At 63.6% G+C, this 25,927-nt stretch carries 24 protein-coding genes and 1 tRNA gene; 18 read left to right on the plus strand and 7 right to left on the minus strand.

Features of this window, described 5'->3' with window-relative positions:
* The first annotated feature begins 226 nt into the window (after positions 1–226).
* On the plus strand, positions 227–1,279 hold the full coding sequence (locus NKJ40_RS09500; protein ID WP_352465857.1) for a threonine aldolase family protein: 1,053 nt from the start codon (positions 227–229) through the stop codon (positions 1,277–1,279).
* A 91-nt stretch (positions 1,280–1,370) separates the two neighbouring features.
* On the opposite strand, the gene NKJ40_RS09505 is transcribed toward NKJ40_RS09500, so the two are convergent.
* A complete protein-coding gene (locus NKJ40_RS09505) occupies positions 1,371–1,835 on the minus strand; it encodes an Hsp20 family protein (RefSeq protein ID WP_023675381.1) in 465 nt (154 codons plus the stop codon).
* A 470-nt stretch (positions 1,836–2,305) separates the two neighbouring features.
* Here NKJ40_RS09505 and NKJ40_RS09510 point away from each other — a divergent pair, with 470 nt between their 5' ends.
* The gene (locus tag NKJ40_RS09510; RefSeq protein WP_352465858.1) at positions 2,306–3,280 is read left to right on the plus strand and encodes an alpha/beta fold hydrolase; all 975 of its coding nucleotides are present in this window, start codon (positions 2,306–2,308) and stop codon (positions 3,278–3,280) included.
* 137 nt (positions 3,281–3,417) lie between these two features.
* Positions 3,418–3,876 (plus strand): styrene oxide isomerase, encoded by a 459-nt coding sequence (locus tag NKJ40_RS09515; protein WP_352465859.1) that lies wholly within the window; start codon positions 3,418–3,420, stop codon positions 3,874–3,876.
* A gap of 133 nt (positions 3,877–4,009) precedes the next feature.
* On the opposite strand, the gene hisN is transcribed toward NKJ40_RS09515, so the two are convergent.
* Both hisN and NKJ40_RS09525 read right to left on the minus strand, forming a co-directional pair.
* Positions 4,010–4,783: a histidinol-phosphatase gene (hisN, locus tag NKJ40_RS09520; protein WP_352465860.1), complete on the minus strand. Its 774-nt coding sequence runs from the start codon at positions 4,781–4,783 to the stop codon at positions 4,010–4,012.
* 327 nt (positions 4,784–5,110) lie between these two features.
* Positions 5,111–6,067, minus strand: a complete 957-nt coding sequence (locus NKJ40_RS09525) for an N-formylglutamate amidohydrolase (protein WP_352465958.1) — start codon at positions 6,065–6,067, stop codon at positions 5,111–5,113.
* Between the two features lie 139 nt (positions 6,068–6,206).
* Here NKJ40_RS09525 and cpdR point away from each other — a divergent pair, with 139 nt between their 5' ends.
* A complete protein-coding gene (cpdR, locus tag NKJ40_RS09530) occupies positions 6,207–6,569 on the plus strand; it encodes a cell cycle two-component system response regulator CpdR (RefSeq protein WP_006199474.1) in 363 nt (120 codons plus the stop codon).
* A 162-nt stretch (positions 6,570–6,731) separates the two neighbouring features.
* Positions 6,732–6,806, plus strand: a tRNA-Val gene (locus NKJ40_RS09535).
* A 92-nt stretch (positions 6,807–6,898) separates the two neighbouring features.
* Here the strand turns inward: NKJ40_RS09535 and fcl are convergent.
* Both fcl and NKJ40_RS09545 read right to left on the minus strand, forming a co-directional pair.
* Positions 6,899–7,861: a GDP-L-fucose synthase gene (fcl, locus tag NKJ40_RS09540; RefSeq protein WP_352465861.1), complete on the minus strand. Its 963-nt coding sequence runs from the start codon at positions 7,859–7,861 to the stop codon at positions 6,899–6,901.
* Between the two features lie 163 nt (positions 7,862–8,024).
* Positions 8,025–9,179 (minus strand): dihydrodipicolinate synthase family protein, encoded by a 1,155-nt coding sequence (locus NKJ40_RS09545; protein ID WP_352465862.1) that lies wholly within the window; start codon positions 9,177–9,179, stop codon positions 8,025–8,027.
* A gap of 243 nt (positions 9,180–9,422) precedes the next feature.
* Between NKJ40_RS09545 and NKJ40_RS09550 the strand changes: the two genes are divergently transcribed.
* The 13 genes from NKJ40_RS09550 (at position 9,423) to NKJ40_RS09610 (ending at position 24,118) form a co-directional block, all read left to right on the plus strand.
* Entirely contained in the window at positions 9,423–10,478 is a 1,056-nt protein-coding gene (locus NKJ40_RS09550) for a LacI family DNA-binding transcriptional regulator (RefSeq protein WP_352465863.1), read from the plus strand.
* Positions 10,475–11,491: a Gfo/Idh/MocA family protein gene (locus tag NKJ40_RS09555; protein WP_352465864.1), complete on the plus strand. Its 1,017-nt coding sequence runs from the start codon at positions 10,475–10,477 to the stop codon at positions 11,489–11,491. Before NKJ40_RS09550 ends, NKJ40_RS09555 begins: the two co-directional genes overlap by 4 nt.
* Positions 11,488–13,089: an acyl CoA:acetate/3-ketoacid CoA transferase gene (locus tag NKJ40_RS09560; protein ID WP_352465865.1), complete on the plus strand. Its 1,602-nt coding sequence runs from the start codon at positions 11,488–11,490 to the stop codon at positions 13,087–13,089. The genes NKJ40_RS09555 and NKJ40_RS09560 overlap by 4 nt, the downstream gene beginning before the upstream one ends.
* Positions 13,082–13,858, plus strand: a complete 777-nt coding sequence (locus tag NKJ40_RS09565) for an enoyl-CoA hydratase/isomerase family protein (protein WP_352465866.1) — start codon at positions 13,082–13,084, stop codon at positions 13,856–13,858. The genes NKJ40_RS09560 and NKJ40_RS09565 overlap by 8 nt, the downstream gene beginning before the upstream one ends.
* A 15-nt stretch (positions 13,859–13,873) precedes the next feature.
* The gene (locus NKJ40_RS09570; RefSeq protein WP_352465867.1) at positions 13,874–15,385 is read left to right on the plus strand and encodes an aldehyde dehydrogenase family protein; all 1,512 of its coding nucleotides are present in this window, start codon (positions 13,874–13,876) and stop codon (positions 15,383–15,385) included.
* 59 nt (positions 15,386–15,444) lie between these two features.
* Positions 15,445–16,698: an ABC transporter substrate-binding protein gene (locus NKJ40_RS09575; protein WP_031194023.1), complete on the plus strand. Its 1,254-nt coding sequence runs from the start codon at positions 15,445–15,447 to the stop codon at positions 16,696–16,698.
* A gap of 141 nt (positions 16,699–16,839) precedes the next feature.
* A complete protein-coding gene (locus NKJ40_RS09580; protein WP_352465868.1) occupies positions 16,840–17,799 on the plus strand; it encodes a carbohydrate ABC transporter permease in 960 nt (319 codons plus the stop codon).
* On the plus strand, positions 17,796–18,740 hold the full coding sequence (locus tag NKJ40_RS09585; RefSeq protein WP_352465869.1) for a carbohydrate ABC transporter permease: 945 nt from the start codon (positions 17,796–17,798) through the stop codon (positions 18,738–18,740). The genes NKJ40_RS09580 and NKJ40_RS09585 overlap by 4 nt, the downstream gene beginning before the upstream one ends.
* Positions 18,741–18,744: 4 nt before the next feature.
* Positions 18,745–19,860 (plus strand): ABC transporter ATP-binding protein, encoded by a 1,116-nt coding sequence (locus NKJ40_RS09590; RefSeq protein WP_352465870.1) that lies wholly within the window; start codon positions 18,745–18,747, stop codon positions 19,858–19,860.
* Between the two features lie 5 nt (positions 19,861–19,865).
* Entirely contained in the window at positions 19,866–21,380 is a 1,515-nt protein-coding gene (locus NKJ40_RS09595; protein ID WP_352465871.1) for a GMC oxidoreductase, read from the plus strand.
* Complete coding sequence (locus NKJ40_RS09600) at positions 21,377–22,138, plus strand: 3-ketoacyl-ACP reductase (protein WP_352465872.1); 762 nt, start codon at positions 21,377–21,379, stop codon at positions 22,136–22,138. Before NKJ40_RS09595 ends, NKJ40_RS09600 begins: the two co-directional genes overlap by 4 nt.
* 29 nt (positions 22,139–22,167) lie before the next feature.
* Positions 22,168–23,796 (plus strand): GMC family oxidoreductase, encoded by a 1,629-nt coding sequence (locus NKJ40_RS09605; RefSeq protein WP_352465873.1) that lies wholly within the window; start codon positions 22,168–22,170, stop codon positions 23,794–23,796.
* Between the two features lie 10 nt (positions 23,797–23,806).
* Positions 23,807–24,118 (plus strand): Dabb family protein, encoded by a 312-nt coding sequence (locus tag NKJ40_RS09610; protein WP_352465874.1) that lies wholly within the window; start codon positions 23,807–23,809, stop codon positions 24,116–24,118.
* Here the strand turns inward: NKJ40_RS09610 and NKJ40_RS09615 are convergent, their stop codons facing one another.
* Complete coding sequence (locus tag NKJ40_RS09615) at positions 24,119–24,964, minus strand: EamA family transporter (RefSeq protein WP_352465875.1); 846 nt, start codon at positions 24,962–24,964, stop codon at positions 24,119–24,121.
* Between the two features lie 7 nt (positions 24,965–24,971).
* On the minus strand, positions 24,972–25,886 hold the full coding sequence (locus NKJ40_RS09620) for an endonuclease/exonuclease/phosphatase family protein (protein ID WP_352465876.1): 915 nt from the start codon (positions 25,884–25,886) through the stop codon (positions 24,972–24,974).
* Between the last annotated feature and the right edge of the window lie 41 nt (positions 25,887–25,927).

Raw genomic sequence — 25,927 nt, forward strand, 5'->3', positions numbered from 1 at the left:
TAAATTTTTATGACAGAAATTTTGGATGCACACAAGACCGATTCACAAAATTCTTGGGGCTTTGGCGACAGAAAATTGCGCGGAACGCGGTGTCAGCGTAACCTTCAGTCGCTGCATGTACGCTCATGCGTTTCGCTGGCTTTAGCGGATTTTCGGTATCTGCCACTTGCGGCCGGCATGCGAAAGCGGCCAAGCTCGCACCGATTTCCCCAGCATAGGCAGACGCATGATTTTCGCTTCCGACAATTGGGCAGGCGCCCATCCCCGTATCGCTGCCGGCCTGTCGGCCCATGCCGACGGCTTCTCCACCGCCTATGGCGACGGCGTCCTCGACAAGGCCGTTTTCCAGCGCTTCAATGAAATTTTCCAATGCGAAGTCGCGGTGTTTTTCGTCGCCACCGGCACAGCTGCCAATTCGCTGTCGCTGACTACCTATAACAAGCCAGGCGGCATTTCCTTCTGCCATCGCGAATCGCACGTAATCGAGGACGAATGCGGTGCACCGGAATATTTCACCGGCGGTTCGCGGCTTTATACGGTCGAAGGCGCACTCGGCAAGATCGATGCCGGCAATCTGGAACGGGCGGTGGACCGTTTCGCACCCGAAAACGTCCATTCCGGGCGGCCGATGGCGGTTTCGATCACTCAGTCGACCGAGGTCGGCACCGTCTACACGCTGAACGAAATCGCCAGGATTTCAGCGATCGCAAAGCAGCATGGACTGCCGCTGCACATGGACGGGGCCCGCTTTGCCAATGCGCTCGTCGCGCTGGAAACGACGCCGGCCGAAATGACCTGGAAGCACGGTGTCGACATCCTCTCCTTCGGCGGCACCAAGAATGGCTGTTGGTGCGCCGAGGCGATCGTGCTGTTCGACCTCGAGCGAGCCAAGGAATTGGCCTTTTTGCGCAAGCGCGCGGCCCAGCTGTTCTCGAAGTCGCGCTTCATCGCCGCGCAATTCGATGCTTATTTCAGGGGTGGGCTATGGCTCGACACGGCACGGCACGCCAATGCGATGGCGGCACGGCTTGCCGCGGCGATAGAAGATTCCCCTTCGGCCCGGCTGGCCTGGCTACCGCAGGCGAACGAGGTCTTCGCGGTGATGAAAAAGGCCGAGGCCGAAAGAATGCAAGCGGCAGGCGCGGCCTTCCACGACTGGCACAGGCCGCTCGGCTACGACGGCCACATTGGCGAAGACGAAGCGCTCTATCGCTTCGTCACCAGCTTCGCGACCACGCCCGACGAGGTCGACCGTTTCGGCTACCTTCTCGCCGGATAGCAAGCCTTACCCAGCAAAAAGAGCGGCGCATTGCTGCACCGCCCCTTTTTTCCCGGGGAGTTGGCGTCCCCGGAGAGTTTAGCTGCCTGGCTTAGGCGGCCGTCTTGGCCTCGATCTGCTTGGCCTTGGCCGGAGCCGAGGTGATCGCGATCTTGCGCGGCTTCAGCTCTTCGGGGATGTTGCGCTTGAGGTCGACGAAGAGCAGGCCATTCTTCAGCGCGGCGCCGACAACCTCGACGTGATCGGCAAGCTGGAAGCGGCGCTCAAAGGCTCGGCTGGCGATACCGCGATAGAGCAGTTCGGAGCCTTCGCCATTGCCTTCCTCCTTGCGCTCACCCTTGACTGTCAGCACATTGCGGTGAGCCTCGATCGAAATCTCATCTTCCGAGAAGCCGGCCACAGCCATCGAGATGCGATAGGCATCCTCACCCGTGCGCTCGATGTTGTAAGGCGGGTAGGTCTGGCCTTCCGGCTGCGCAAGCGAATCGAGCATGGTGAACAGCCGGTCAAAACCGACGGTCGAACGGTAGAGCGGGGAAAAATCAACGTGACGCATGGTGTGTTCTCCTGTTGAGCAACAAGGTTGCGTATGGCCGGTGCGAAACCCGTGATGGCGTTCCGGATGGGCCAGCGGCCCCGACATTGGCGGCCGCATGACAAATTTGGGAAGCGGACGACGGCATTTCAAGATTTCCCGCGTCCGAACGGGACCGGTCCCGGCCCACGTCCCGATGCCGATGAACGGCAGATGAACCGTGGCTTCGGCGAGCGTTCAGCCAGGCGGCATTAAAACTGTTCTCGAGATCACGAACAGGTCGCCGGAAAGGCGACACGACGAGGCCGAACCGGGTGTAACGTCCCTTCCTCCCGGTCGACTGAGGCCGGAAGCACGCCCAAGGCTGCTTCCGGCCTTACTTGTTCGCTGCCTGGGTCGACCTCCCCGGCGTCCCGAATTCCTTTGCTTTTGGCGCATGGGCGTTTATGCCTGACTTGCGCCCGTCGGCACCGACACCAACCAAACACCGTATGACCGATCTTTTCCACCAGCCCCCCCTCTTCCACGAAACTCCGGGCAATCCGCTGCCGGAAAACGCGGCCGGCGGCTTCTTCACCACGCGCGACGGCAAGAAGATCCGCTATGGGCTGTTTGCCGCGGTTACCCGCCCGATGAAGGGCACCGTGGTCGTCCTGACCGGCCGCAACGAGTGCATCGAGAAATATTTCGAGACCATTCGCAACCTTGCCGACCGGGGCTTTGGCGTGGCAACCCTCGACTGGCGCGGCCAGGGCGCTTCCGACCGGCTGATCGGCGACCGACAGCGCGGCTTCGTCCGGAGCTTCTTCGACTACACCGGCGATCTGGAGCAGTTCTTCGAGGAGATCGTGCTGCCCGATTGCCGAGGCCCCTACTACATACTGGCCCACTCGGCCGGCGCGGTGATTGCGCTGCTCGCCGCGCCCTCGATGGCGAACCGCGTGCGCCGCATGGTGCTGATCGCACCGTTCTTCACCGTGCCTGACCTCCCGGTTTCGGTAAAAACCGTTCGCGGCATCTGTTCGCTGTTCTGCCTTCTCGGCCTTGGACGGCTCTATGCCGCATGGGGTCCGCGACCCAAGGAATCAGTGCCCTTCGCCATGAACAAGCTGACCAGCGATCCGGCGCGCTATCGGCGCAACACGCTGATCTACGAAACCTATCCGCAGCTGGCGCTTGGCGGACCGACGATCCGCTGGCTGAAGGCGGCCACGGAGGCGTCCTTGATCGTCAGCAACCCGGATTTCATGGCCAAGATCCAGGTGCCCTTGCTGATGATCGCCGCCGGCGCCGACCAGGTCGTCTCGACCAGGGCAGTCGAGGCCTATGCGAGACGTCTGCGCGTCGGCTCGCTAGTGATGATCGACGGCGCCCGCCATGAGATCCTGCAGGAAGCCGACCTCTATCGCGAGCAACTGCTTGCGGCATTCGATGCCTTCATCCCAGGAACCGGCGACGCTGTTTGACCGCTTCGCCGGCGCCCGGCAACAAAGCCTGCGCGGGTTGCTTGCCCGGCGCAGCTTGCCCCTTATTCCCGTTCAGGCATCGAGCGCTAGGTAGCGGCCAAAGAGATTGGAGGCAATTCGCCGGGAGAAAAACGACCATGAACGCATCGAACACGCTGTCACGTCAGGGGCATCGGCTACTGCAGATTGGCGTCGCGCTGCTGCTGTTTTCGTCATTCGAGGGGTTTGCAATACCGTACCTCGCCGCACCGCGGCTCGGACTGTCCGCGCACACGCTCAGCGCCCTGGAGGGCGTTCTCTTGCTGGCGCTAGGCCTCACATGGTCTAGGCTCAATCTCGGCGCGGCGATGTCGCGGATTGCGTTCTGGCTCCTGATCTATTCGGCTTTGGCGATCCTGGCCGCCTACGTGATCGCCAGCGCCTGGGGAGCCGGCAACGAGACAATGCCGTTGGCGGCCGGAGGCTTCCACGGAAGCGCCTTTCAGGAAGCCGTGATCAAAGGCGTGGCGTATTCGTCCGCGCCGACCGGCCTCATCTCTTTCGTGCTCATTTTGTGGGGCCTGCGTCTCTCGGACGCTTGGCCTGCCGACAGCTAATGCATGTCAAAAGTGCGCATCGGTTTTGCGATGACGACATGCGTAAAAAACAAGCGCGTCCCACAAGCGCGGCCCATGAGTCCATTTCAAACGCGGATTTGCGCAAAAACAGACGCGTGGGTGCACCGGATGCTCAGCCGCACAGCGCCGCCATCGCCGCCGCGTGCAGCTCCGGTGTCGCCGCCGCCAGGATGTCGCCGCCCTTTTCCGCCGGTCCGCCCTCGAAAGTGGTGACGACGCCGCCTGCCTTCTCGATGATCGGGATCAGCGCCACGATGTCGTAGGGCTTCAATCCGGGATCGGCGACGATATCGACGCTGCCCGCCGCCACCATGGCGAAGGCATAGCAGTCGGTGCCGTAGCGGGCGAGTTGGACCTGTTGCTCGAACAGGTCGTAGCGCAGGCGCGCGTCTCCCTTGAACAGCGCCGGCGTGGTGGTGAACAGCGTCGCTTCGGCGAGATTTGTGGTCTTGCGCGTCGTGAGTTTTCGCGGGCCACCCGGACCTTCATAATGCGAGCCGGAAGCATTGGCGTAGAACAGCTCGCCGGTGAAGGGCTGCGACATCATGCCGGCGACGGCATCGCCGTCGACCGTCAGCCCGACCAGCGTGCCCCATACCGGCAGGCCGGAAATGAAGGCGCGCGTGCCGTCGATCGGATCGATCACCCAGACATGCCGGCTGGAGATGTTTTCGCTGCCATGCTCCTCGCCGAGGATGCCGTGATCGGGGTATTGCGCGCTGATCACCGCCCGGATGGCGCGCTCGGCTTCACGGTCGGCCTCGGTGACCGGGTCGAAGCTGCCGTGCTCCTTGTTGGTGACCGCGCCCTGATTGCGGAAGCGCGGCAAGGTCTCGGCTGCGGCGGCACGCGCAATGCGCCGCATGAACTCGATGCTGATGTCCAACTGATTCTCCCGCTCCAGCATGTCTGAGATGCCGGTTTGCCTACGGATTTATGCCGAAACAAGGGCGTTTGGAGCCTTTTGCACGGTGCCAACTGTTGCTCGAATGCAACGCCGCCGTCATGGAAATGCAATTTCCACTTCACAGTGAATTAAAAAAGCTGGAACGCGCCTTGACATTTGTGCAGCGCACAATACGTTTGTTCTCGGACAGGGGTTCCTGTCCATGCCCTCCTTGGGCGTTTCCTCCCTAGACTTCGACCGTGTCGTGCAAACGATGCGGTCTTTTTTTACGCTGCCGCATGAGCGGCGAGTACCGCGATTCCGGCGCTATTCGGCGGCCAGCGGCAGATCCATGAAATTGTGATCGGGCATCGCCATCAGTTCGGCCGAAAACCGCGCCAGATCGCCGGCCAGGGCGTCGAAACCAGCCGATCTCTGGAACGTCCGCTCATTCATGTAGAGCCCGCGATTGACCTCGATCTGCAGCGCGTGCAGATGGCGCACGGGGCGGCCATAGTGCTCGGTAATGAAGCCTCCGGCATAGGGCTTGTTGTGGGCGACGCTGTAGCCCATGCCGGTGAGCAGGCCGATAGCCGTCTCGGTCAACGTCGCCGCGGCGGAAATGCCGAACCGATCGCCGACGATGAAATCCGGCCGCAATCCGCTGTCGCCGACCCTTATGCTTGCGGGCATCGAGTGGCAGTCAATCAGGACGGCGTAGCCGAAGCGCGCATGGGTTCTGGTCAAAAGCCGTTTCAGCGTCTCGTGATAGGGCTTGTAGACCGCTTCGATGCGCGCCACGGCTTCCGCCAGTGGCAAGCGGCCGGAATAGATGTCGAGCCCCTCGCCGACCAGCTTGGGCACGGTGCCGAGCCCGCCGGCCACCCGCGCCGAGCGGATGTTGCAGAATGACGGCACCGGTTCGGCGAACATGCGCGGGTCGAGTTCCCACGGCTCCCGGTTGACGTCGAGATAGGCGCGCGGGAAGTTTGCCGCCAGCATCGGCGCCCCGAGCGCGACGGCGCCGCCGAACAATTCCTCGACATAGCAGTCCTCGGAGCGGCGGATGGCGTTGCGGTCCAGCTTGGCCATCGCCATGAACCGGTCCGGATAGTAGCGGCCGCTATGCGGCGAGTTGAAGAGGAAGGGAACGCGCTGTTCTGCGCCCGATCGGATTTCGAAGGGTGGAACGACCGAAAAATCCTCGGCTGCCGTTTTCAATTTGAAGGAACCCGGAAATACCAATGCATCATGATAAGGAAAGTGCCACCTCGCCGCCCGCATGTCCAGCCGCCGAAGTGCCAGCCAAATCAGGATTGTGCGGCCAACGTTCACTTGATGTTTACCGTCACCTCCTCATATACAGCATGGTTAACGGGCTTGCCGCACGGCATTGTCGGTTGGGTGATTCGGACGGGACAAGATGGCACGCATTCTGCTGGCGGAAGACGACGACGACATGCGCCGGTTCCTCGTCAAGGCGCTGGAGCGCGCCGGCTATCAGGTCAGCGATTTCGACAATGGCGCCAGTGCCTATGAGCGGCTGCGCGAGGAACCTTTTTCGCTACTTTTGACCGACATCGTCATGCCCGAGATGGATGGCATCGAGCTCGCCCGCCGCGCCACCGAGATCGATCCCGACCTCAAGGTGATGTTCATCACCGGCTTCGCCGCCGTCGCGCTGAATCCTGATTCCAAGGCGCCGAAAGACGCCAAGGTGCTATCGAAGCCGTTCCACCTGCGCGACCTCGTCAACGAAGTCGAAAAGATGCTGCAGGCCGCCTGACGCACTTTTGTCGCGTCTTGATCGACTAGAGCAATTCCAGGAAAAGTGTGAAGCGGTTTTCCGTCCGGAATTGCGTCAAAACAAAGAGACAAGCCAGCCATTCTTTCCCTTTTCCCGCTATTGACGTGCAGAACCAAAAATGGTGTATGCGCGGCTTCGGATGGGCGTGTAGCTCAGCGGGAGAGCACTGCATTGACATTGCAGGGGTCACAGGTTCAATCCCTGTCACGCCCACCATCCAGATAATCCCTCAATTGGCCGTCGGTGTTTTCATCGGCTGGCGTTCTCGCCCTCATCCAGTCCTGATGCCGAGCTCGCCAATACCGGCCTCAGGCTGCGCCGAGGCGGAGATCGCCGGTCTCGACGTGCTCCAGAAACCAGGCGTAGGTCTGTTCCAAGCCGCTGCGCAGCGAATAGCGTGGGCGCCAGCCGGTGGCGAATAGGCGCGACACGTCCATCAGCTTGCGCGGCGTGCCGTCCGGCTTCGTCGCGTCGAATGTGATCGTCGCATCGGCGCCGGCGACCGACACGATGGTGCGGGCAAGATCGGCAATGGTGATGTCTTCCCCAGAGCCGACATTGATGTGGCTATCGCCGGCATAATTCTTCAACAGCCAGACCAGGGCGTCGGCGGCGTCGTCGACATGCAGGAATTCGCGCATCGGCGTGCCCGATCCCCACACCTCCAGGCTCTTGCGGCCGGCGCGCCTGGCCTCGTGCGCCTTGCGCATCAGGGCGGGTACGACATGGCTTGAATTGAGGTCGAAATTGTCGCCCGGGCCATAGAGATTGGTCGGCATCGCCGAGATGTAGTCGACGCCGTATTGGCGCCGATAGGCCTGGCACAGTTTCAGCCCGGCGATCTTGGCGATCGCATACCATTCATTGGTAGGTTCGAGCGGGCCGGTCAGCAAGGCGTCCTCGGAGATCGGCTGCGCCGCGAATTTGGGATAGATGCAGGACGAGCCGAGAAACAGCAGCTTCTGCACCTCGTTGCGGAAGGCGCTGTCGATGACATTGTTCTGCATGACGAGGTTGTCCTGCAGAAAATCGACCGGAAGCCTGTTGTTGGCCAGGATACCGCCGACCTTGGCCGCCGCCATGACCACCGCATCCGGCTTGCGGTCGGCCATCCAGCGCCGCACGCCGGCCTGGTCGAGAAGATCGAGCTCGGCGCGCGAGGCGGTCAGGACCTCGCAATCCTCGTCGGCCAATCGGCGCAGGATGGCCGAGCCGACCATGCCGCGATGTCCGGCCACGAAAACGCGCTTGCCATGAAGGTCGAAGGTCATCAGCTTACCCCAATGCAGAACGGCAGCTTTGCCAGTTGGCCGGCGGAGCGCCGGATCGGCTTCTCTGTTGCTGGAGGCATACCGCATACAGATTTGCCCAGACAAGGCAAATCGCAAAGCCACCCGGACCAAGCTTTGGACCGGACGCTGTAGCGTCTTGCGATCAAACGCCCGCTACGGCGCAGAGGCTTATCATTCTGGCAATCGCGAGCTCGGGGTCGGCCAGCAACCCCGCCTGGTCGGCAAGGCGAAAGACATCGGCATAGTGACGGATGCCGCGCGCCGATTGCATGCCGCCGATCATCGAAAAATGCTCCTGATGTCCGTTCAGCCATGCCATGAAGACGACGCCGGCCTTGTAGTATTCGGTCGGCGCCTCGAAGATCTTGCGCGACAGCGGCACTGTCGGGGCCATCAGCGCGTCATAGCCGGCGCGGTCGCCTTCGGCCAGCTTTGCCAGCGCCGCATTGGCGACCGGCGCGATGGCATCGAAAATGCCGAGCAGCGCGTGCGAATGTCTGTCGCCGTCGCCGGCGATCAGCTCGGGGTAATTGAAGTCGTCGCCGGTGAACATCACCACGCCCTCGGGCAGCCGCTCCCTGAGCGCGATCTCTTTGCCGGCATCGAGCAGCGATATCTTTATGCCTTCGACCTTGCTGGCATGGCGTTCGATGATCGCGATCACCGTCTCGAGGGCGGTTTCGAAATCGCTGCTGCCCCAGTAGCCTTTCAGCGCCGGGTCGAACATGTCGCCCAGCCAGTGCAGGATGACCTTGCCGGATGCCTGGGACAGGATGCGATCGTAGACGCCGATATAATCGTCGGGGCCTTTGCCGGTCGCCGCCAGCGCCCGGCTGGCCATCATGATCGCCTTGCCGCCAAGCCCTTCGATGAAGCCGAGCTGCTCTTCATAGGCCGCGATGACATCGTCGAGCGTGCTGGCGGCCCCCGGCGCCAGATGGTCGGTGCCGGCGCCTGACGCGAGATCGGCGCCGTCGACGCTGCGCGCCTCGATAATGGAGCGGCGGATCAATTCCTTGGCATTTGCCCAGTCGAAACCCATGCCGCGCTGCGAGGTGTCCATCGCTTCGGCGACGCGAAAGCCGAGCCGCCAAAGGTGACGGCGAAACGCCATCGTCTTGTCCCAGTCGACGGCGGGCCTCGACCAGGGATCGGTCATGGCGAAGGGATCGGCGACGACATGGGCGGCGGCGTAGGCGATGCGCGAGAACCGCGCGTCGGCCACAGGCTGCACCGGCTGGCCGTCAAGCCGGTAGCGGACACGGCCGCCGCCTTCCCCGGGCAAGGTGATGTCCATGGCTCTCTCCCTTCCCAGTGCCTATTAAATGGAACGTTCCAATAAATCAAGATATTTTGCTCCCTGCCTCGCGCAGCTCAAAATTGCTTCATCGCAACAGGTGAAAGCCCTACTTGTCGGAGGATTGCGCCCCCTGAGCCGCATTTTTCTCGGGTTCGCAAAAACGCGATTGACTCAAATGTGCCGTAGGGATTAGATCGTTCCAACAAAATCGCTAAGAAACCACCGGGAGGACAGATCTGGATGGCCAGCCGGGCCAAGGCAACGATACTCGACATCGCCCGTGAGGCGGGCGTGTCCAAATCGACGGTATCGCTGGTGCTGCAAGGCAGCGGGCTGATCCGGCCCGAAACCGCGCTCAAGGTGCGCAAGGCGATCGAAGATGTCGGCTATGTCTATAACCGCGGCGCCGCCAATCTGCGCAAGGCCCATTCCAACGTCATCGGCATGGTCATCAATGATCTCACCAATCCGTTTTTCGCCGAACTGGCGGTCGGCATGGAGCGCGTCTTCCAGTCGGCCGGCGTCGTGCCTTTCATCGCCAATACGGCTGAAAACCCGGTGCGCCAGGAAGAGGTTCTGAAATCGCTGATGGAGCAGGGTGTCGCCGGGCTCGTTGTGTCGCCGGCGCGCGGCACCACGCCTGGCGCGTTCCGTCGCCTTGAGACCGCAGGCGTTCCGGTCGTCTTCGTCATGCGCCGGCTTCCCGAAAGCCGTATCCCGGTGATCACGCCCGACAATCATCGCGGCGCCTATCTCGCCACCGCCCATCTGATCGGCAAGGGCCATCGCCGATTGGCCTTCTTCGGCGGCTCATCCGACCTTGTCGTCTATCACGAGCGGCTGGGCGGCTTTCGCGAGGCCTGTGAAGCGCTCGGCATCGCACCGGCCGACAGGCTGGTCTTCGAGGGCGAAACCAGCCGCAAGGGCGGCATTGCCTGCCTGGAAACCGCGCTCGCCATGGCCGCGCCGCCGACTGCAGCCCTTTGCTTCAACGATGCGGTCGCCTTCGGCGTCTTGCTGGCGCTGCGCAAGCGCGGCCTGGAACCCGGCGCGGACTTTGCCGTCGTCGGCTTCGACGACGTGGCCGAGGCCGAGCACTATATGCCGGCGCTGACCAGCGTGTCGGTGAACACCGCCGGCCTCGGCGAGCGCGCCGCCCATGTCGTGCTGAAGATGATCCAATCGCGCACCACGCGCGCCGAGGATCATATCGGCGCCGTCAACCTCGTGGTCAGGGAAAGCTGCGGCCCCGATCGCAAAGAGCATGGCTGCGCAGGAATGGGAGACGCGGCATGACCGTCAGTTGGGGGCTGATCGGCGCCAGCACGATCGCAAGACAGTTCATGATCGACGCCATCCGCGCGCAGCCGGACGGCGAGATCACCGCGGTGATGAGCTCCAGCCCGGAGCGCGCCACCGCCTATGCTAGCGAAAACCGCATTCCGGCGGCGGTCGCGACGCTTGATGAATTGCTCGGCTCCGACATCAACGCCGTCTACATCTCGACCACCAACGAATTGCATCTCGAACAGGCACTCGCAGCCATCGAGGCGGGAAAGCATGTGCTTTGCGAAAAACCACTGGCGCTGACTAGCGCCGACGCGCGCAAGATGGTCGCCGCCGCCAGGGCCGCCGGCGTCGTGCTCGGCACCAATCACCATCTGCGCAACGCCGGCTCGCATCGGGCGATGCGCGAAGCGATCGCTGCCGGCCGCATCGGCAGGCCGATCGCCGCGCGCGTCTTCCACTCTGTCTATCTGCCGGAAAACCTGCAGGGCTGGCGGATCACCAGGCCGGACGCCGGCGGCGGCGTGGTGCTCGACATCACCGTCCACGATGCCGATACGCTGCGGTTCGTGCTCGGCGACGATCCGGTCGAGATCTCGGCCTTCACGCAATCGGCCGGCATGGCCGCCGGCGGACTGGAAGACGGCGCCATGTGCCTCTGGCGCTTCGGATCGGGGGTCATTGCCCAATCGCATGAGGGCTTCACGACAAAATTCGCCGGCACCGGCTTCGAGGCGCATGGCAGCGAAGGCTCGCTGATCGCCAAGGATGTGATGACGCAGAAGCCGGTCGGCTCGGTGTTGCTGCGCACGGCACAGGGCGAGGAGGAATTGAGCTTCGACCGCGAAGACCTATATGCCCGTTCGCTGCGCCAATTCCATGCCGCGATCCGCGGCGAGGGCCAGCCTTCCGCCACCGGCGAAGACGGCGTCTGGTCGCTGACATCAGCCGAGGCGGCATTGCAATCGGCCAGCTCCGGCAAGGCCGTTGCCATCGACCCGAAGCTCGGGAGCGCCACGTGAGCAAGCTCGTCTCCGCAGCTGAGGCCGCCGGCCTGATCAGGGACGGCATGGTCGTTTCGGTGTCGTCGTCGAGCGGCCTCGGCTGTCCGGACGCGGTGCTGGCCGCCATCGGCGAGCGCTTCGACGCCGAAGGTCATCCCAAGGACATAACGACGCTGCACCCGATCGCCGCTGGTGACATGTACGGCATCAAGGGCATCGACCATCTAGCCAAGCCCGGCCTGTTGAAGCGCACTTTGTGCGGCTCCTATCCGTCCGGGCCGTCATCGTCGGAACCGCCGCAGATCTGGAAGATGATCGGCGACAATACGGTCGCCGCTTACAACGTGCCGTCCGGCATCCTGTTCGACATGCATCGCGAAGCCGCCGCCAAACGCCCCGGCGTGCTGACCAAGGTCGGGCTCGATACCTTTGCCGACCCGCGCCACCAGGGTTGCGCCATGAATGCTGCCGCCAGCGAGCCGATCGTTTCGGTGCAGCAGTTCGACGGCGAGGAGTGGCTCTATTTCCGCGCGATCGTGCCGCAGGTGGCGATCATCCGCGCCACCACCGCCGACGAGCGCGGCAACCTCACCTATGAGCATGAGGGTGCCTATCTCGGCGGCCTCGAACAGGCGCTCGCCGCCCGCAACAATGGCGGCATCGTCATCGCGCAGGTCAAGCGCGTCGTCGAGAACGGCACGCTGAAACCGCACGATGTGCGCGTGCCCGGCATGCTGGTCGACCATATCGTCGTGGCGCCCTACCAGTTGCAGACGACGCTGACGCCCTACGATCCGGCCATCTCCGGCGAGATCTTCCGTCCGTTGTCGAGCTTCCGCAACGCCGAGATGAACGTCCAGAAGGTCATTGCGCGCCGCGTCGCCATGGAGCTTGCCGACGGCATGGCGGTCAATATCGGCTTCGGCATCTCGGCCAATGTGCCGCGGATCCTGCTCGAGGAAGGCCAGCACGGCAAGGTCACCTGGGTCATCGAACAGGGCGCGGTCGGCGGCGTGCCGCTGCTCGACTTCAAGTTCGGCTGCTCGTCGAACGCCGACGCCTTCATGCCCTCGCCGCACCAGTTCCTCTATTTCCAGGCCGGCGGCTTCGACGCCTCGCTGCTGTCCTTCCTGCAGATCGACCGCCATGGTTCTGTCAACGTGTCGAAGCTATCGGCGCGACCCCACGTCACCGCCGGCGCCGGCGGCTTCGTCGACATCACCGCGCGGGCGAAGAAGATCGTCTTTTCAGGTTTCTTCAATGCCGGCGCCAAGCTGTCGCTTGCCGATGGCGGCATCCGCATCGACCAGGAGGGCAAGATCAAGAAAGTCGTCGGCGAGGTGGAGCATATCTCCTTCTCGGGCAAGCGTGCCGTCGCGCAGGGACAGGATATCACCTATGTCACCGAGCGCTGCGTGATGAAGCTGACGCCAGCAGGGCTGATGGTGACGGAGCTGGCGCCGGGTGTAGACTTGGAGCGCGATGTGCTGGCCCAGGCCGAGGTCCCGCTTGCTGTCGCCAACGACCTGAAAGTGACGCCGGATGCGCTCTACCGGGACCGGCCGATCGGCCTGTCGCTCAATGGCGGCGCATCGCTTGGAGGCGCCTATGGCTGAGCGCCTCGTCACCTTTGAAACTGACGGCGCCATCGGCATTGTCACGCTGCGCCGGCCGGAGAAATTCAACGCGCTCGATATTCCGATGCTGCGGGCGCTGGAAGCGGCACTCGATGAAGCCGAGGCGGCGGAAGGCATCCGCGTCGTGCTGATCTGCGGCGAAGGCAAGGGCTTTTGCGCCGGCGGCGACGTCGAGGCTTGGGCAGAAATGAGCGCCGCCGATTTCCAGGTGCAATGGGTGCGCTACGGCCACCGTGTCTTCGAGCGGCTGGCGCGACTGCGGCAGCCGACGATCGCCGTTCTTGCCGGCCATGCGCTGGGCGGTGGGCTGGAACTGGCGGCTGCGTGCGACTTTCGCGTGGCGGAAACGCAGGTGAAGCTGGGGTTCCCCGAAACCTCGATCGGCGTCGTTCCCGGCTGGTCCGGCACACAGCGCGCCGTGCGCCGCTTCGGTGCACAGGCGGTGCGGCGGATGGCGATTGGCGGCGAAGTGTTTCTGGCGACCGAGGCTCTTGCTCTGGGCATCGTTGATCGGGTGGTGGAGACCGGTCAGGCACGCGTCGAGGCCAAGGCCTGGGGAGAAAAAATCGCCGAGCGCGGACCGCTGGCGACCGAGGCCGCCAAGCTGATGATTGCCATCGCCGAAGGCGAGGAGAGTGCTGCCGCGACCGAAGCGCTGGCCAGCGGCTTCATTGCGCTGACAAGCGATCTCAGGGCTGGCGTCGAGGCTTTCAAAGCCAAGCAGAAGCCGGCGTTCTCAAGATCTTAGGAACCTGAAACTCACATGAACGCACCTCTCAACATCGCCATGCCCGCGGAGGCAGCCGCAGCGCCGAAAAGCTACCGGCTGCTGATCGCCGGCAAGTTCGTCGATGCCCAGGACGGCCGCACGCTGGAGCGCAGCAGCCCCGGCCACGGCTTCACCGTCTCGCGCTATGCACAAGCCGGCGCGGCGGACGTGGAGGCGGCGGTACAGGCCGCGCACAAGGCCTTCGAGACCGGCCCGTGGCCGCGCATGAAGGCGGCCGAGCGCGCCGCGATCCTGCTCAAGGCGGCTGACCTGATCGAGGCGCGGCTGGACGAGATTGCCCGGCTCGACGCGCTGGAATCCGGCAAGCCGGTTGCCCAGGCGCGCGGCGAGATCGGCGGCGCCGTCGACATCTGGCGCTATGCCGCGGCACTTGCGCGTACGCTTCACGGTGAAAGCTACGCCAATCTCGGCGATGCGATGCTCGGCGTCGTGCTGCGCGAACCGATCGGCGTCGTCTCGATCATCACGCCGTGGAATTTTCCCTTCCTGATCGTCAGCCAGAAGCTGCCCTTCGCGCTTGCCGCCGGCTGCACGGCAGTGGTCAAGCCGAGCGAGATGACCTCGGCCTCGACCTTTGTTCTCGGCGAGATCCTGATGCAGGCTGGCTCGCCCGATGGCGTCGTCAACATCCTTGCCGGGCTGGGCGCCGATGTCGGCGCACCGATGGTCAGCCATCCGCTGGTCGAGATGGTGTCGTTCACCGGCTCCACCCGGGTCGGCAAGATGACCATGGCGTCTGCCGCCAACTCGCTGAAGAAAGTCTCGATGGAGCTCGGCGGCAAGAACGGCCAGATTGTCTTTCCCGATGCCGACCTCGAAGCCGCCGCCGACGCGGCGGTTTTCGGCGGCTTCTTCAATGCCGGCGAGTGCTGCAATGCCGGCAGCCGGCTGATCGTCCATGAGGCGATCGCCGACGAGTTCCTCGGCGCCGTCAAAGCACTCACCGCCAAGGTGATTGTCGGCGACCCGCTCGACGACCGCACCAAGGTCGGCGCGATGATCTCCGCCGACCATGTGGCCAAGGTCACCGGCTACGTAACGGCCGCGGGAAACGACGGCAGTCGGATCTATTGCGGCGGCAAGCAGCTTGCTTCCAGCGCTGGCCAGTATCTTGATCCGACCATCGTTCGCGACGTCACCGAAGACATGGCCATTGCGCGCGAGGAAGTGTTCGGTCCGGTGCTCTCGGTGCTGACTTTTGGATCGATTGAAAGGGCGTTGCACATCGCCAACAACACGCCCTATGGTCTGTCGGCGGGCGTGTGGAGCGCCAGCATCGATACCTGCATGTCGGTGGCGCGGAATGTGCGTTCGGGAACCGTTTGGGTGAACACGTTCATGGAGGGTTATCCCGAACTGCCTTTCGGCGGTTACAAGCAGTCCGGTCTCGGACGCGAACTCGGCAAGCGCGCCGTCGAGGACTATACAGAAGAAAAGACAATCCAGTTTCATCGCGGCCAGCGCACCGGATGGTGGGTCGGCTGAGTTGGGAAGAACCCGGCGGGTATCCGCCGGTCGTGCAAGGTCAACAAGGGAGGAAGTACATGTTGCGCAAACTGCTTATCGGGACGGCTCTCGCATCAGGCGTTGCGTTCGCGGCCCATGCCGAGGACGTCAAGGAAGTCCAGATGCTGCATTGGTGGACGTCGGGCGGCGAAGCTGCCGCCCTGAACGTGCTCAAGCAGGATCTGGCCAAGGAAGGCTTTGCCTGGAAGGACGTGCCGGTGGCCGGCGGCGGCGGCGACGCCGCCATGACCGCGCTGAAGGCGATGGTGGCGGCCGGCAACTACCCCACCGCCTCGCAAATGCTTGGCTATACCGTGCTCGACTACGCCGCAGCCGGCGTCATGGGCGACCTGACCGAGACGGCGATAAAGGAAGGCTGGGACAAGTCCGTTCCCGCGGCCCTGCAGAAATTCTCGGTCTATGACGGCAAGTGGGTCGCGGCCCCGGTCAACGTCCACTCGGTCAACTGGCTGTGGATCAACAAGGCGGTGATGGACAAGATCGGCGGCACCGAGCCCAAGACCTTCGACGACTTCATCGCGCTGCTCGACAAGGCCAAGGCGGCGGGCGTCATCCCGCTCGCGTTGGGCGGCCAGAACTGGCAGGAAGCGACCATGTTCGACTCGGTCGTGCTGTCGACCGGCGGGCCCGAGTTCTACAAGAAGGCCTTCAACGACCTCGACGAGGAGTCGCTGAAGTCCGACACGATGAAGAAGTCGTTCGACAATCTCGCCAAGCTCGTCACCTATGTCGACCCGAACTTCTCGGGCCGGGACTGGAACCTCGCCACCGCCATGGTCATCAAGGGCGATGCGCTGGTGCAGGTGATGGGTGACTGGGCCAAGGGCGAATTCAACGCCGCCAAGAAGGTCCCGGGCACCGACTTCCTGTGCTACCGCTTCCCGGGCACCGACGGCAGCGTCGTCTACAACTCCGACATGTTCGGCATGTTCAACGTTCCGGAGGACCGCAAGGCCGCCCAGATCGCCCTGGCCACCGCCACGCTGTCGAAGAGCTTCCAGTCGGCCTTCAACGTCGTCAAAGGCTCGGTTCCGGCCCGCACCGACGTGCCGGACACCGATTTCGACGCTTGCGGCAAGAAGGGCATGGCCGACCTGAAGGCCGCCAATGAAGGCGGCACGCTGTTCGGTTCGCTGGCGCAGGGCTATGGCGCGCCGCCGGCGGTTGCCAACGCCTACAAGGATGTCGTCTCGAAATTCGTCCACGGCCAGATCAAGACCTCGGACGAGGCCGTGACCCAACTGGTCAGCGCGATCGAAGACGCCAAGTAAGCGCCCGTCGATGTGAATGATCTCCCCGGCGCAAGCCGGGGAGAGTCCTCTGCGGTGGGGTTTGCGGTTGCGCCGACCGGCACGCTTCGTGCCGCAGGGCCCGCGACAGCAGAGTTCCGGACCGCCATACGGAATGGACAGATGAGCACAGTTGCTGAAACCAGTATCGCGCTGACGCCGGAGCACGATGCCCGTCCGGGCGCCACGGTGCGCTCGCGCCTTCAGGACGCGCTGCCGAAGCTCGTGCTGGCGCCAAGCTTCGCCGCCACCATCGTCTTCGTCTACGGCTTCATCCTGTGGACGATCTATCTGTCCTTCACCAACTCCAAGACCTTTCCCTCCTACGCCATCACCGGGCCACGCGCCTATCAGCGGCTATGGCGCTGGACTTTCGAAAGCGATCCGCCGTCCTCCTGGTATACATCGATCACCAATATGGGAGTTTTCGGCTTCCTCTATATTTCCATCTGCCTAGCACTCGGCCTGTTCCTGGCGATCCTGCTCGACCAGAAGATCCGCGGCGAAGGTGTGCTGCGGCCGATCTATCTCTACCCGATGGCACTGTCGTTCATCGTCACCGGCGTTGCCTGGAAATGGTTTCTCGACCCCGGCCTCGGCCTCGAGCAGACGCTGCACCAATGGGGCTGGACGAGCTTCCATTTCGACTGGATCAAGAACAAGGATTTTGTCATCTACACGGTGGTCATCGCCGGCGTCTGGCAGGCGTCGGGCTTCATCATGGCGATGTTCCTGGCCGGCCTGCGCGGCATTGACGGCGAGATCCTGAAGGCGGCGCAGATCGACGGCGCCACCACCTTCCAGCTCTACCGCCGCATCGTTATCCCGCTGCTGCGGCCGATCTTCCTTTCGGCCTTGATCGTGCTCGCGCACCTCGCCATCAAATCCTACGATTTGGTGGTGGCGCTGACCAGCGGCGGGCCGGGCGGTTCGGCCTGGCTGCCGTCCAATTTCATGTATGAATACACCTTCAAGCGCAACGAAATGGCCGTCGGCTCGGCCAGCGCTGTGATCATGCTGATGACCATCACCGCGATCATCGTTCCCTATCTCTATTCCGAGCTTCGGGAGAAGCCGCGATGAGCGCCGTGGCCACTCCTGCTCGCCAGGGCACTGGCGGTATCAGCGCCAGGACGGTCAACCGTATCGTCATTTACGGGCTGCTGGCGCTGTTCGCGCTGTTCTACCTGATGCCGCTGTTCGTCATGCTGGTGACCTCGTTCAAGACCATGGACGAGATCCAGAACGGCAACATGCTGGCGCTGCCGCAGGAGCCGACCTTCGCACCCTGGATAAGGGCGTGGAGCGAGGTCTGCTCGGGTCTCACCTGCGTCGGCATGAAGGGTTATTTCTGGAACTCGATCAAGATGGTGGTTCCGGCCGTCATCATCTCGACCCTGCTCGGCGCGCTCAACGGCTATGTGCTGACGAAGTGGCGCTTTCGCGGGGCGACGCTGGTGTTCGGGCTGATGCTGTTTGCCTGCTTTATCCCGTTCCAGTCGGTCCTCTTGCCGATGGCAACGATCCTCGGCAGCCTCGGCCGGTTCGGCGTCAAGCTGCAGAACGTGACCGGCCTCACCTTCGGCTTCGGCAATCCGACGGTGAACCTGGTGTTCGTTCACGTCGTCTACGGCATCGGCTTCACCACCCTGTTCTTCCGCAATTATTACGAAGCGTTTCCGAACGAGCTGGTTAAGGCGGCTCAGATCGACGGCGCCAGCTTCTTCCAGATCTTCCGGCGCATCATGCTGCCCAACTCGCTGCCGATCATCGTGGTGACGGTGATCTACCAGTTCACCAACATCTGGAACGACTTCCTCTTCGCTTCCGCCTATGCCGGCTCCGGCGACGTGATGCCGATGACGGTGGCGCTGAACAACGTCGTCAACACCTCGACCGGCGTCGTCGAATACAACGTCAACATGGCGGCGGCGATGATTGCCGCGCTGCCGACGCTCCTCGTCTATGTGCTCGCCGGCCGCTATTTCGTGCGCGGCCTGATGGCCGGCGCCGTCAAAGGATAATCGCATGGCTTTTCTGGAAATTGACGGGTTGAAGAAGCGTTTCGGATCGGTCGAGATCCTGAAAGGCATCGACCTCGACCTCGAAAAGGGCGGGTTCCTCGTGCTGGTCGGGCCGTCCGGCTGCGGCAAGTCCACGCTGCTCAACACCATTGCCGGCCTGGAGACCATCACCGAAGGCGAAATCCGCGTCGACGGACGCACGATCAACGATCTCCACCCGTCCAAGCGCGACATCGCCATGGTCTTCCAGAGCTACGCGCTCTATCCGAACATGACGGTGGCCGGGAATATTGCCTTCGGCATGGAGATGCGCGGCGTGCCGGCCGATGAGCGCCAGAAGGCGATCGACAAGGTGGCGAAAGTCCTGCAGATCGGCCATTTGCTTAAGCGCAAGCCAAGCCAGCTTTCCGGCGGCCAGCGCCAGCGGGTCGCCATGGGCCGGGCGCTGGTGCGCGATCCAAAGCTGTTCCTGTTCGACGAGCCTTTGTCCAATCTCGACGCCAAGCTGCGCGTCGACATGCGCATCGAGATCAAGCGCCTGCACGCCACCACCGGCACCACCATCGTCTACGTCACGCACGACCAGATCGAGGCGATGACGCTGGCCACCAAGATCGCGGTGATGCGCGACGGCGAGGTGCAGCAATTCGGCACGCCGGCCGAAATCTATAACAATCCGACCAACCTGTTTGTTGCCGACTTCATGGGCTCGCCGGCGATGAACCTGATCCCGGCGACGATCGGCAGCAACGGCAGCGGCTTCTCCGTCGTCATGGAGCGCGAGGCGCGCCAGCCGATCTCGCTGCCGCTGGGCAATGCGCCGGCCGGTCTTTCGGCATTCCAGGGAAAACCGATCATCTTCGGCGTCCGCCCGGAAGCACTGACCGATCCCGAGGGTGCCGAACGCAACGCCTCGAACATCGCCCGCGCCGACTGTCACATCGAGGTCATCGAGCCGGCCGGCTCGGATACATTCGCGGTCACCAATCTCGGCGGCAAGGCGGTGGTGGCGCGGCTGCGCGCCGATGCCAACATCCAGCCCGGCACGGTCACCCCGCTCGCCTTCAATCTGACCAAAGCGGTGTTCTTCGATCCGGCGACCGAGAAACGCATCGTCTGACGGCCATGACAAATCCCGACATCGTCATCATCGGCTCCGGCATAGGCGGCGCCACGATCGCCTCCGGCCTTGCCGGCAGTGGCGCCTCGATCCTGATGCTGGAGCGCGGCGAACCACTGCCGGCAACGCCGCACACACGCGACACCCGCGCAATCTTCGTCGACGGCCATTATCGCCCTAAGGAGATGTGGCTCGAGGCCGGAGGTGCTGCGTTCAATCCCGGCAATTACTACTATGTCGGCGGCAATTCGAAATTCTACGGCGCCGTGCTGATCCGCTACCGCAGGCAAGACTTTTCGGAGATGGAGCACTATGGCGGCATCTCACCGGCCTGGCCGTTTTCCTATGAGGAATTCGAACCCTGGTATTCCAGGGCCGAGCAGCTTTTCCGCGTGCGCGGTGCGCTGGGTGAAGACCCGACCGAGCCGTTCCACTCGATGCCCTACCCTTTCGGGCCGGTACCCGACGAGCCGCCGATCGCGAGCGCCCGCGCCGAACTCAAGAGCCTCGGCCTGCACCCGGCATCGCTGCCGCTCGGCGTCGACATCGAAGCCTGGCTGAAAGACGGCAGCACGCCGTGGGACGCGTTTCCCAACACCGGCGCCGGCAAGGTCGACGCCCAATCCGGGCCGCTGGCGGCCGCCCTAGCCGATCAGAACATCAAGCTCGAGACCGGCGCCCATGTCGAACATCTCGAGGCATCGCCGGATGCGAGGACAATCGCCGCCGTCCACTATCGACAGGACGGTACGTTGAAGAAAGTCGCGCCGAAGCTGGTCATCCTATCGGCCGGCGCGGTCAATTCCGCCGCCATCCTGCTGCGCTCGCCTTCCCCTAAGGGCAAAGGCGGTGGCAAAGGCTTGGCCAACCGCTCAGACCAGGTCGGCCGCAACTTCATGAACCACAATTCGAGCGCCATGCTGGCGATCGACCCGCGCCGCCGGAACAAATCCGTCTACCAGAAGACGCTGATGCTGAACGACTATTATCTGTCCGACGGCAAGGGCGGCAAGCCGCTCGGCAACGTCCAGCTCCTCGGCAAGATCGACGGCAACATCCTCAAGGCCAATGTCAGGCGCGCGCCCAAATTCGCGCTCGATTTCATGGCCGGCCACGCCGTCGACTGGTATCTGATGTGCGAAGACCTGCCCGATCCCGAGAGCCGCATCGTGGTCGACGGCAAGGACATCGTCATGCAGTGGCGGCGCTCCAACATGCAGTCGCTCGACGGACTGACCAAGGTGATGCGCGAGAATTTCCGCGCCTGCGGCTATCCGATCGTGCTGTCGCGGCCGTTTGACAAGCGCACGCCCTCGCATCAGTGCGGCACGGTGAAGATGGGCAACGATCCAGCGACCTCGCCGCTGGATCCGTTCTGCCGCTCCTTCGACCACAGCAATTTGTTCGTCGTCGACGCCGGCTTCCTGCCGAATTCGGCCGCCGTCAATCCGGCGCTATCGATCGCCGCACAGGCGCTGCGCGTCGCGGATCATATCCGCAAGACGGAGCTCGCAACATGAGCCGCCCGGCAGCCATCGTCACCGGCGGCGCGCGCGGCATCGGCCTTGCTTGCGCCGAGGCGCTGGCCGATGCAGGCTTCGACATCCTCGTCGCAGACCTTGCCGACGAAGCCGCCGACGGGCTCGCCGCCGACATCACCGGGCGCGGCGCGAAATTCGCCTATGTCAGTGGCGACATCGCCGACCTCGACGGCCATGCAGCACTGATCGATGCCGCGACAAGCGCCTTCGGCCGCATCGACTGCCTGGTCAACAATGCCGGCATCGGCACCGTCCTGCGCGGCGACCTGCTCGAGCTCAAGCCGGAAAATTTCGACCGGGTGCTCGGCATCAATCTGCGCGGCACCGTATTCCTCAGCCAGGCCGTTGCCAAAGCGATGCTCGGCCTGCCGAGCGATGGTGCGAGATCGATCATCACCATCACCTCGGTCAGCGCCGCCATGGCCTCGCCGGAACGTGCCGATTACTGCATCTCCAAGGCTGGGCTTTCGATGTGGGTGAAGAACCTGGCGCTGCGGCTTGCCAGCGAAAACATAGCCGTGTTCGAGGTGCGCCCGGGCATCATCCGCACCGACATGACAGCCGGTGTCACCGCCAAATATGACGGGCTGATCGACGGCGGGCTGGTGCCGGCAATGCGCTGGGGCGAGAGCGAAGATATCGGTGCCGCCGTGGCAGCACTCGCCGGCGGCAAGCTCGGCTTTTCGACCGGCTCGGTCATCAATGTCGACGGCGCGCTGTCGGTGCCGAGGCTATGAACAGGTGACGCCATGATCGACTACATCCCATGACCGACTACATAATCGTCGGCGCCGGCCCGGCCGGCTGCGTACTCGCCAACCGGCTGAGCGAAGATCCATCGCATCAGGTGCTGCTGCTCGAAGCCGGCGGCAAGGACTGGCATCCGCTGATCCACATGCCGGCGGGTTTTGCCAAGATGACCAAGGGCATCGCCGCCTGGGGCTGGTCGACAGTGCCGCAAAAGCACATGCAGGACCGCGTCTTCCGGTACACGCAGGCCAAGGTGATCGGCGGCGGCTCCTCGATCAACGCCCAGATCTACACGCGCGGCAATGCCCGCGACTACGACGCCTGGGAGAAGGAGGAAGGCCTTGCCGGCTGGGGCTATCGCGACGTGCTGCCCTATTTCAAACGCGCCGAGAACAACCAGCGCTACGCCAACGATTTTCACGGCGACCAGGGCCCGCTCGGCGTGTCGAACCCGATCGCGCCGCTGCCGATCTGCGAGGCCTATTTCCGTGCCGGACAAGAGATGGGCATTCCCTTCAATCCCGACTTCAACGGCACCAGCCAGGAGGGCGTCGGCTATTACCAATTGACGCAGAAGGACGCCAAGCGCTCCTCCGCCTCGGTCGCCTATCTCCGGCCGATCCGCGAGCGCAAGAATCTCACCGTCAGGACCGGCGTACTGGTGACACGCATCGTCGTCGACAAGGGCCGCGCCGCAGGGGTCGAGATCGTCGACAGGCCGGGCGGCCGGCCAACGATCCTACGCGCCGAACGCGAAGTGATCGTCTCGTCCGGCGCCATCGGCTCGCCGAAGCTTTTGATGCAGTCGGGCATCGGCCCGGCCGACCATTTGAAGGCGGTCGGCGTGACGCCGGTGCACGAGCTGCCAGGCGTCGGCTCCAATCTGCAGGATCATCTCGACCTGTTCGTCATCGCCGAATGCACCGGCGACCACACCTACGACAACTACGCCAAGCTGCACTGGACGGCGTGGGCCGGGCTGCAGTATCTGCTCCTGAAGAAAGGCCCGGTAGCCTCCAGCCTGTTCGAGACCGGCGGCTTCTGGTACGCCGATCCGACCGCCGCCTCTCCCGATATCCAGCTGCATCTCGGCCTCGGCTCCGGCATCGAGGCCGGCGTCGAGAAGCTGAACAATCCGGGCGTGACATTGAACTCGGCCTTCCTGCGTCCGCGCTCGCGCGGCACCGTGCGGCTGAACAGTGCCGACCCGGCCGACCACCCGCTGATCGATCCGAACTATTGGTCCGATCCCTATGACCGCGACATGTCGATCAAGGGGCTGAGGCTGGCGCGCGAGATCATGCGGCAGAAGGCGCTGCAGCCCTATGTATTGCGCGAGGTACTGCCGGGACCCGACCTGCGGAGCGGCGACGAACTGTTCGACTACGCCTGCCGCAGCTCCAAGACCGACCACCACCCGGTTGGCACCTGCCGCATGGGCCACGATGCGATGAGCGTGGTGACGCCCGATCTCAGGCTGCGCGGTATCGAGGGCCTGCGCGTCTGCGACGCCTCGGTGATGCCGCGCATCCCCTCCTCCAACACCAATGCCCCGACGATCATGGTCGGCGAAAAGGGCGCCGATCTGATCCTTGGCCGCGAGCCGCTGCCGCCGGCAGTGTTTTCCACCAACCGAGCGGCATGAAGGACAAAGAATGATCAGGCACTGTGTCTTCGTCAGATTCCGCGACGATGTCGCCAACGCCGAGCGCGCGGCAATCCATGCCGATCTCGAAGCGTTGCGGCCGGTGATCGACGGCATGGGCAAGGTCGAATTCAGCGCCAATACCAGCCCGGAACCCTTCGCTCGCGGCTTCACACACGGCTTCACCATCGACTTTCGCGACGCTGCGGTACGCGATGGATATCTGGAGCATGAAGCGCATCAGCGAGCCGGCGCAAGACTGGTCGCGGCGCTCGAAGGCGGCATCGACGGGCTGATGGTGTTCGACCTGGAGATCGCGTGACTATCCCATTCTCAGCGCAACGACGCCAGCGACGATGCTAAGCACCGCGGCACCTCGCCATGCCGTCATCTTCTCGCCGAGCGCGAACACCGAGATCATCATGGCGAACAGGATCGATGTTTCTCGCAGCGACGCCACCGAGGCGATCGGCGCCTTGGTCATCGCCCACATGACGATCCAGTAGGCGCCGCCGCTGAGCACGCCGGTATAGATTCCCGCCTTCCAGTCGCGCGCCAGCACCGGCAGCGCCTGTGGGCCGCGAAAGACGACGCACAGCACCAGCGCCCACAGCGCATCGCAGACGAACAGCCAGGCCGCATAACTCGACGCGGTGGCGGCCAGCCGCGCGCCGCTGCCGTCCGACAGCGTGTAGCTGGCGATGAAGATCGATGTGCCCAGCGCGAAGCCGACGGCGCGCAGGTTCAATTTCTCCAGATGCGCGCCGCCGCGAAACGACAGCACCAGCGTGCCCGCCGACAACAAGAGGATGCCGACGATGGCGAGCGGCGCAGGCATCTCGGCAACCACCACAATGCCCCCCAAAGCGGCCAGCAACGGCGCGGTGCCGCGCGCCAGCGGATAGGTCTGGGCGAAATCGCCGGCCTTGTAGGCGCCGATCAGGAACGTCCTGTAGCCCATGTGGAAGACAACCGAGGCGAGGATGTATGGCCACACTTCCGGCTTCGGCACCTCGACAAAGGGCAACGTCACCAGCGCAGCGGCACCCATGCCGAGCGTCATCAGTGTGATCGACAGGAAACGGTCGAGGTGGACCTTGACCAGCGCGTTCCAGATCGCATGCATGGAAGCGGCGGCGAGCACCGCGAAAAAGACAAACAGGCTCATCGGCGGTTCATCCGCCGCCCGTTCCGATGGCGATCGGCGTCTCCAGGTCGATATCCACCCAGAGCGGAAAATGGTCGGAGGCGATTTGGCCGATTTCGGCACTGACCGAGCGGACGCGCCCTGCAAGCATGCCGCCGACGAAGCAATGGTCGAGCCGGCGCTTTGCCAGCCTGCCGTCGATGGTCTTCACATGGGTATGAAAGTCCGACGTCGGCTCGCTGGCGACGGCGGCTGCGTCGACAAAACCGTCGAGATAGGCGGCACCGCGATGATAGGGCGTGCTGCCGACGATGCGCCGGTACTCGGCGCTGCCCGGCTCCATGTTGAAGTCGCCCATCCAGATCGCCGCCAAGGGGTTTTCCGGCTCCTGTTCGCCATTGCTCCAGTTGCGCGCCGGCTCGTCGTCGCCGCCGCTCCATGGTCCGCCCTCGGACGGGGCGCGGCGATGCTCGGCGAGCAAATAGTCGATCTGCTCCAGCCGCTCCTCGGCGGCGATATGCGCCAGATGCAGCGAGAAGAACCGCACCGGGCCAGCGGGGGTGCGGATCATGCATTCGAGTGCCGCGTTGCGGGTGTTGAGCGGCCGCAGCGTGCGCCTGAGCGGCAGCGTATGCAGCCGCGACCAGACGATCGGCAGCTTCGACAGAACCATGGTGCCGAATTGCCGCCGCCGGTTGGCGACGCGGCCGTCACGCCGCTCGCTGGCATCCATGTCGAAGGCCGGGCCATAGGCCCAATAATAGTCGGGCAGCAATTGCGAAAGAAGTTCCGGCTGGTCGTCCTCGTTGCTGCGCCGCCAGTGCCGCTCCACTTCCTGCAAGGCGATAATGTCGGCACCGGCCACGACATTGGCACAGCGCGCCAGGTCGTAGCGGCCATCGCTGCCGAAGCCGTACTGGATGTTATAGCTGACCAGCTTCATTGCATATCCGGCTCAATTTCTTGCTGGCAGTAGCCGTTCGC

Origin of the sequence: Mesorhizobium sp. M0119 (assembly GCF_040322615.1) — a bacterium.
Taxonomy (GTDB): Bacteria; Pseudomonadota; Alphaproteobacteria; order Rhizobiales; family Rhizobiaceae; genus Mesorhizobium.

What these genes read in the sequence shown, in the direction of transcription:
- NKJ40_RS09500 (WP_352465857.1), top strand. Translation starts at nt 227, where the DNA reads ATGATTTTCGCTTCCGACAATTGGGCAGGCGCCCATCCCCGTATCGCT.
- NKJ40_RS09505 (WP_023675381.1), bottom strand. Translation starts at nt 1,835, where the DNA reads ATGCGTCACGTTGATTTTTCCCCGCTCTACCGTTCGACCGTCGGTTTT.
- NKJ40_RS09510 (WP_352465858.1), top strand. Translation starts at nt 2,306, where the DNA reads ATGACCGATCTTTTCCACCAGCCCCCCCTCTTCCACGAAACTCCGGGC.
- NKJ40_RS09515 (WP_352465859.1), top strand. Translation starts at nt 3,418, where the DNA reads ATGAACGCATCGAACACGCTGTCACGTCAGGGGCATCGGCTACTGCAG.
- NKJ40_RS09525 (WP_352465958.1), bottom strand. Translation starts at nt 6,067, where the DNA reads ATGCGGGCGGCGAGGTGGCACTTTCCTTATCATGATGCATTGGTATTT.
- cpdR (WP_006199474.1), top strand. Translation starts at nt 6,207, where the DNA reads ATGGCACGCATTCTGCTGGCGGAAGACGACGACGACATGCGCCGGTTC.
- fcl (WP_352465861.1), bottom strand. Translation starts at nt 7,861, where the DNA reads ATGACCTTCGACCTTCATGGCAAGCGCGTTTTCGTGGCCGGACATCGC.
- NKJ40_RS09545 (WP_352465862.1), bottom strand. Translation starts at nt 9,179, where the DNA reads ATGGACATCACCTTGCCCGGGGAAGGCGGCGGCCGTGTCCGCTACCGG.
- NKJ40_RS09550 (WP_352465863.1), top strand. Translation starts at nt 9,423, where the DNA reads ATGGCCAGCCGGGCCAAGGCAACGATACTCGACATCGCCCGTGAGGCG.
- NKJ40_RS09555 (WP_352465864.1), top strand. Translation starts at nt 10,475, where the DNA reads ATGACCGTCAGTTGGGGGCTGATCGGCGCCAGCACGATCGCAAGACAG.
- NKJ40_RS09565 (WP_352465866.1), top strand. Translation starts at nt 13,082, where the DNA reads ATGGCTGAGCGCCTCGTCACCTTTGAAACTGACGGCGCCATCGGCATT.
- NKJ40_RS09570 (WP_352465867.1), top strand. Translation starts at nt 13,874, where the DNA reads ATGAACGCACCTCTCAACATCGCCATGCCCGCGGAGGCAGCCGCAGCG.
- NKJ40_RS09575 (WP_031194023.1), top strand. Translation starts at nt 15,445, where the DNA reads ATGTTGCGCAAACTGCTTATCGGGACGGCTCTCGCATCAGGCGTTGCG.
- NKJ40_RS09580 (WP_352465868.1), top strand. Translation starts at nt 16,840, where the DNA reads ATGAGCACAGTTGCTGAAACCAGTATCGCGCTGACGCCGGAGCACGAT.
- NKJ40_RS09585 (WP_352465869.1), top strand. Translation starts at nt 17,796, where the DNA reads ATGAGCGCCGTGGCCACTCCTGCTCGCCAGGGCACTGGCGGTATCAGC.
- NKJ40_RS09590 (WP_352465870.1), top strand. Translation starts at nt 18,745, where the DNA reads ATGGCTTTTCTGGAAATTGACGGGTTGAAGAAGCGTTTCGGATCGGTC.
- NKJ40_RS09595 (WP_352465871.1), top strand. Translation starts at nt 19,866, where the DNA reads ATGACAAATCCCGACATCGTCATCATCGGCTCCGGCATAGGCGGCGCC.
- NKJ40_RS09600 (WP_352465872.1), top strand. Translation starts at nt 21,377, where the DNA reads ATGAGCCGCCCGGCAGCCATCGTCACCGGCGGCGCGCGCGGCATCGGC.
- NKJ40_RS09605 (WP_352465873.1), top strand. Translation starts at nt 22,168, where the DNA reads ATGACCGACTACATAATCGTCGGCGCCGGCCCGGCCGGCTGCGTACTC.
- NKJ40_RS09610 (WP_352465874.1), top strand. Translation starts at nt 23,807, where the DNA reads ATGATCAGGCACTGTGTCTTCGTCAGATTCCGCGACGATGTCGCCAAC.
- NKJ40_RS09615 (WP_352465875.1), bottom strand. Translation starts at nt 24,964, where the DNA reads ATGAGCCTGTTTGTCTTTTTCGCGGTGCTCGCCGCCGCTTCCATGCAT.
- NKJ40_RS09620 (WP_352465876.1), bottom strand. Translation starts at nt 25,886, where the DNA reads ATGAAGCTGGTCAGCTATAACATCCAGTACGGCTTCGGCAGCGATGGC.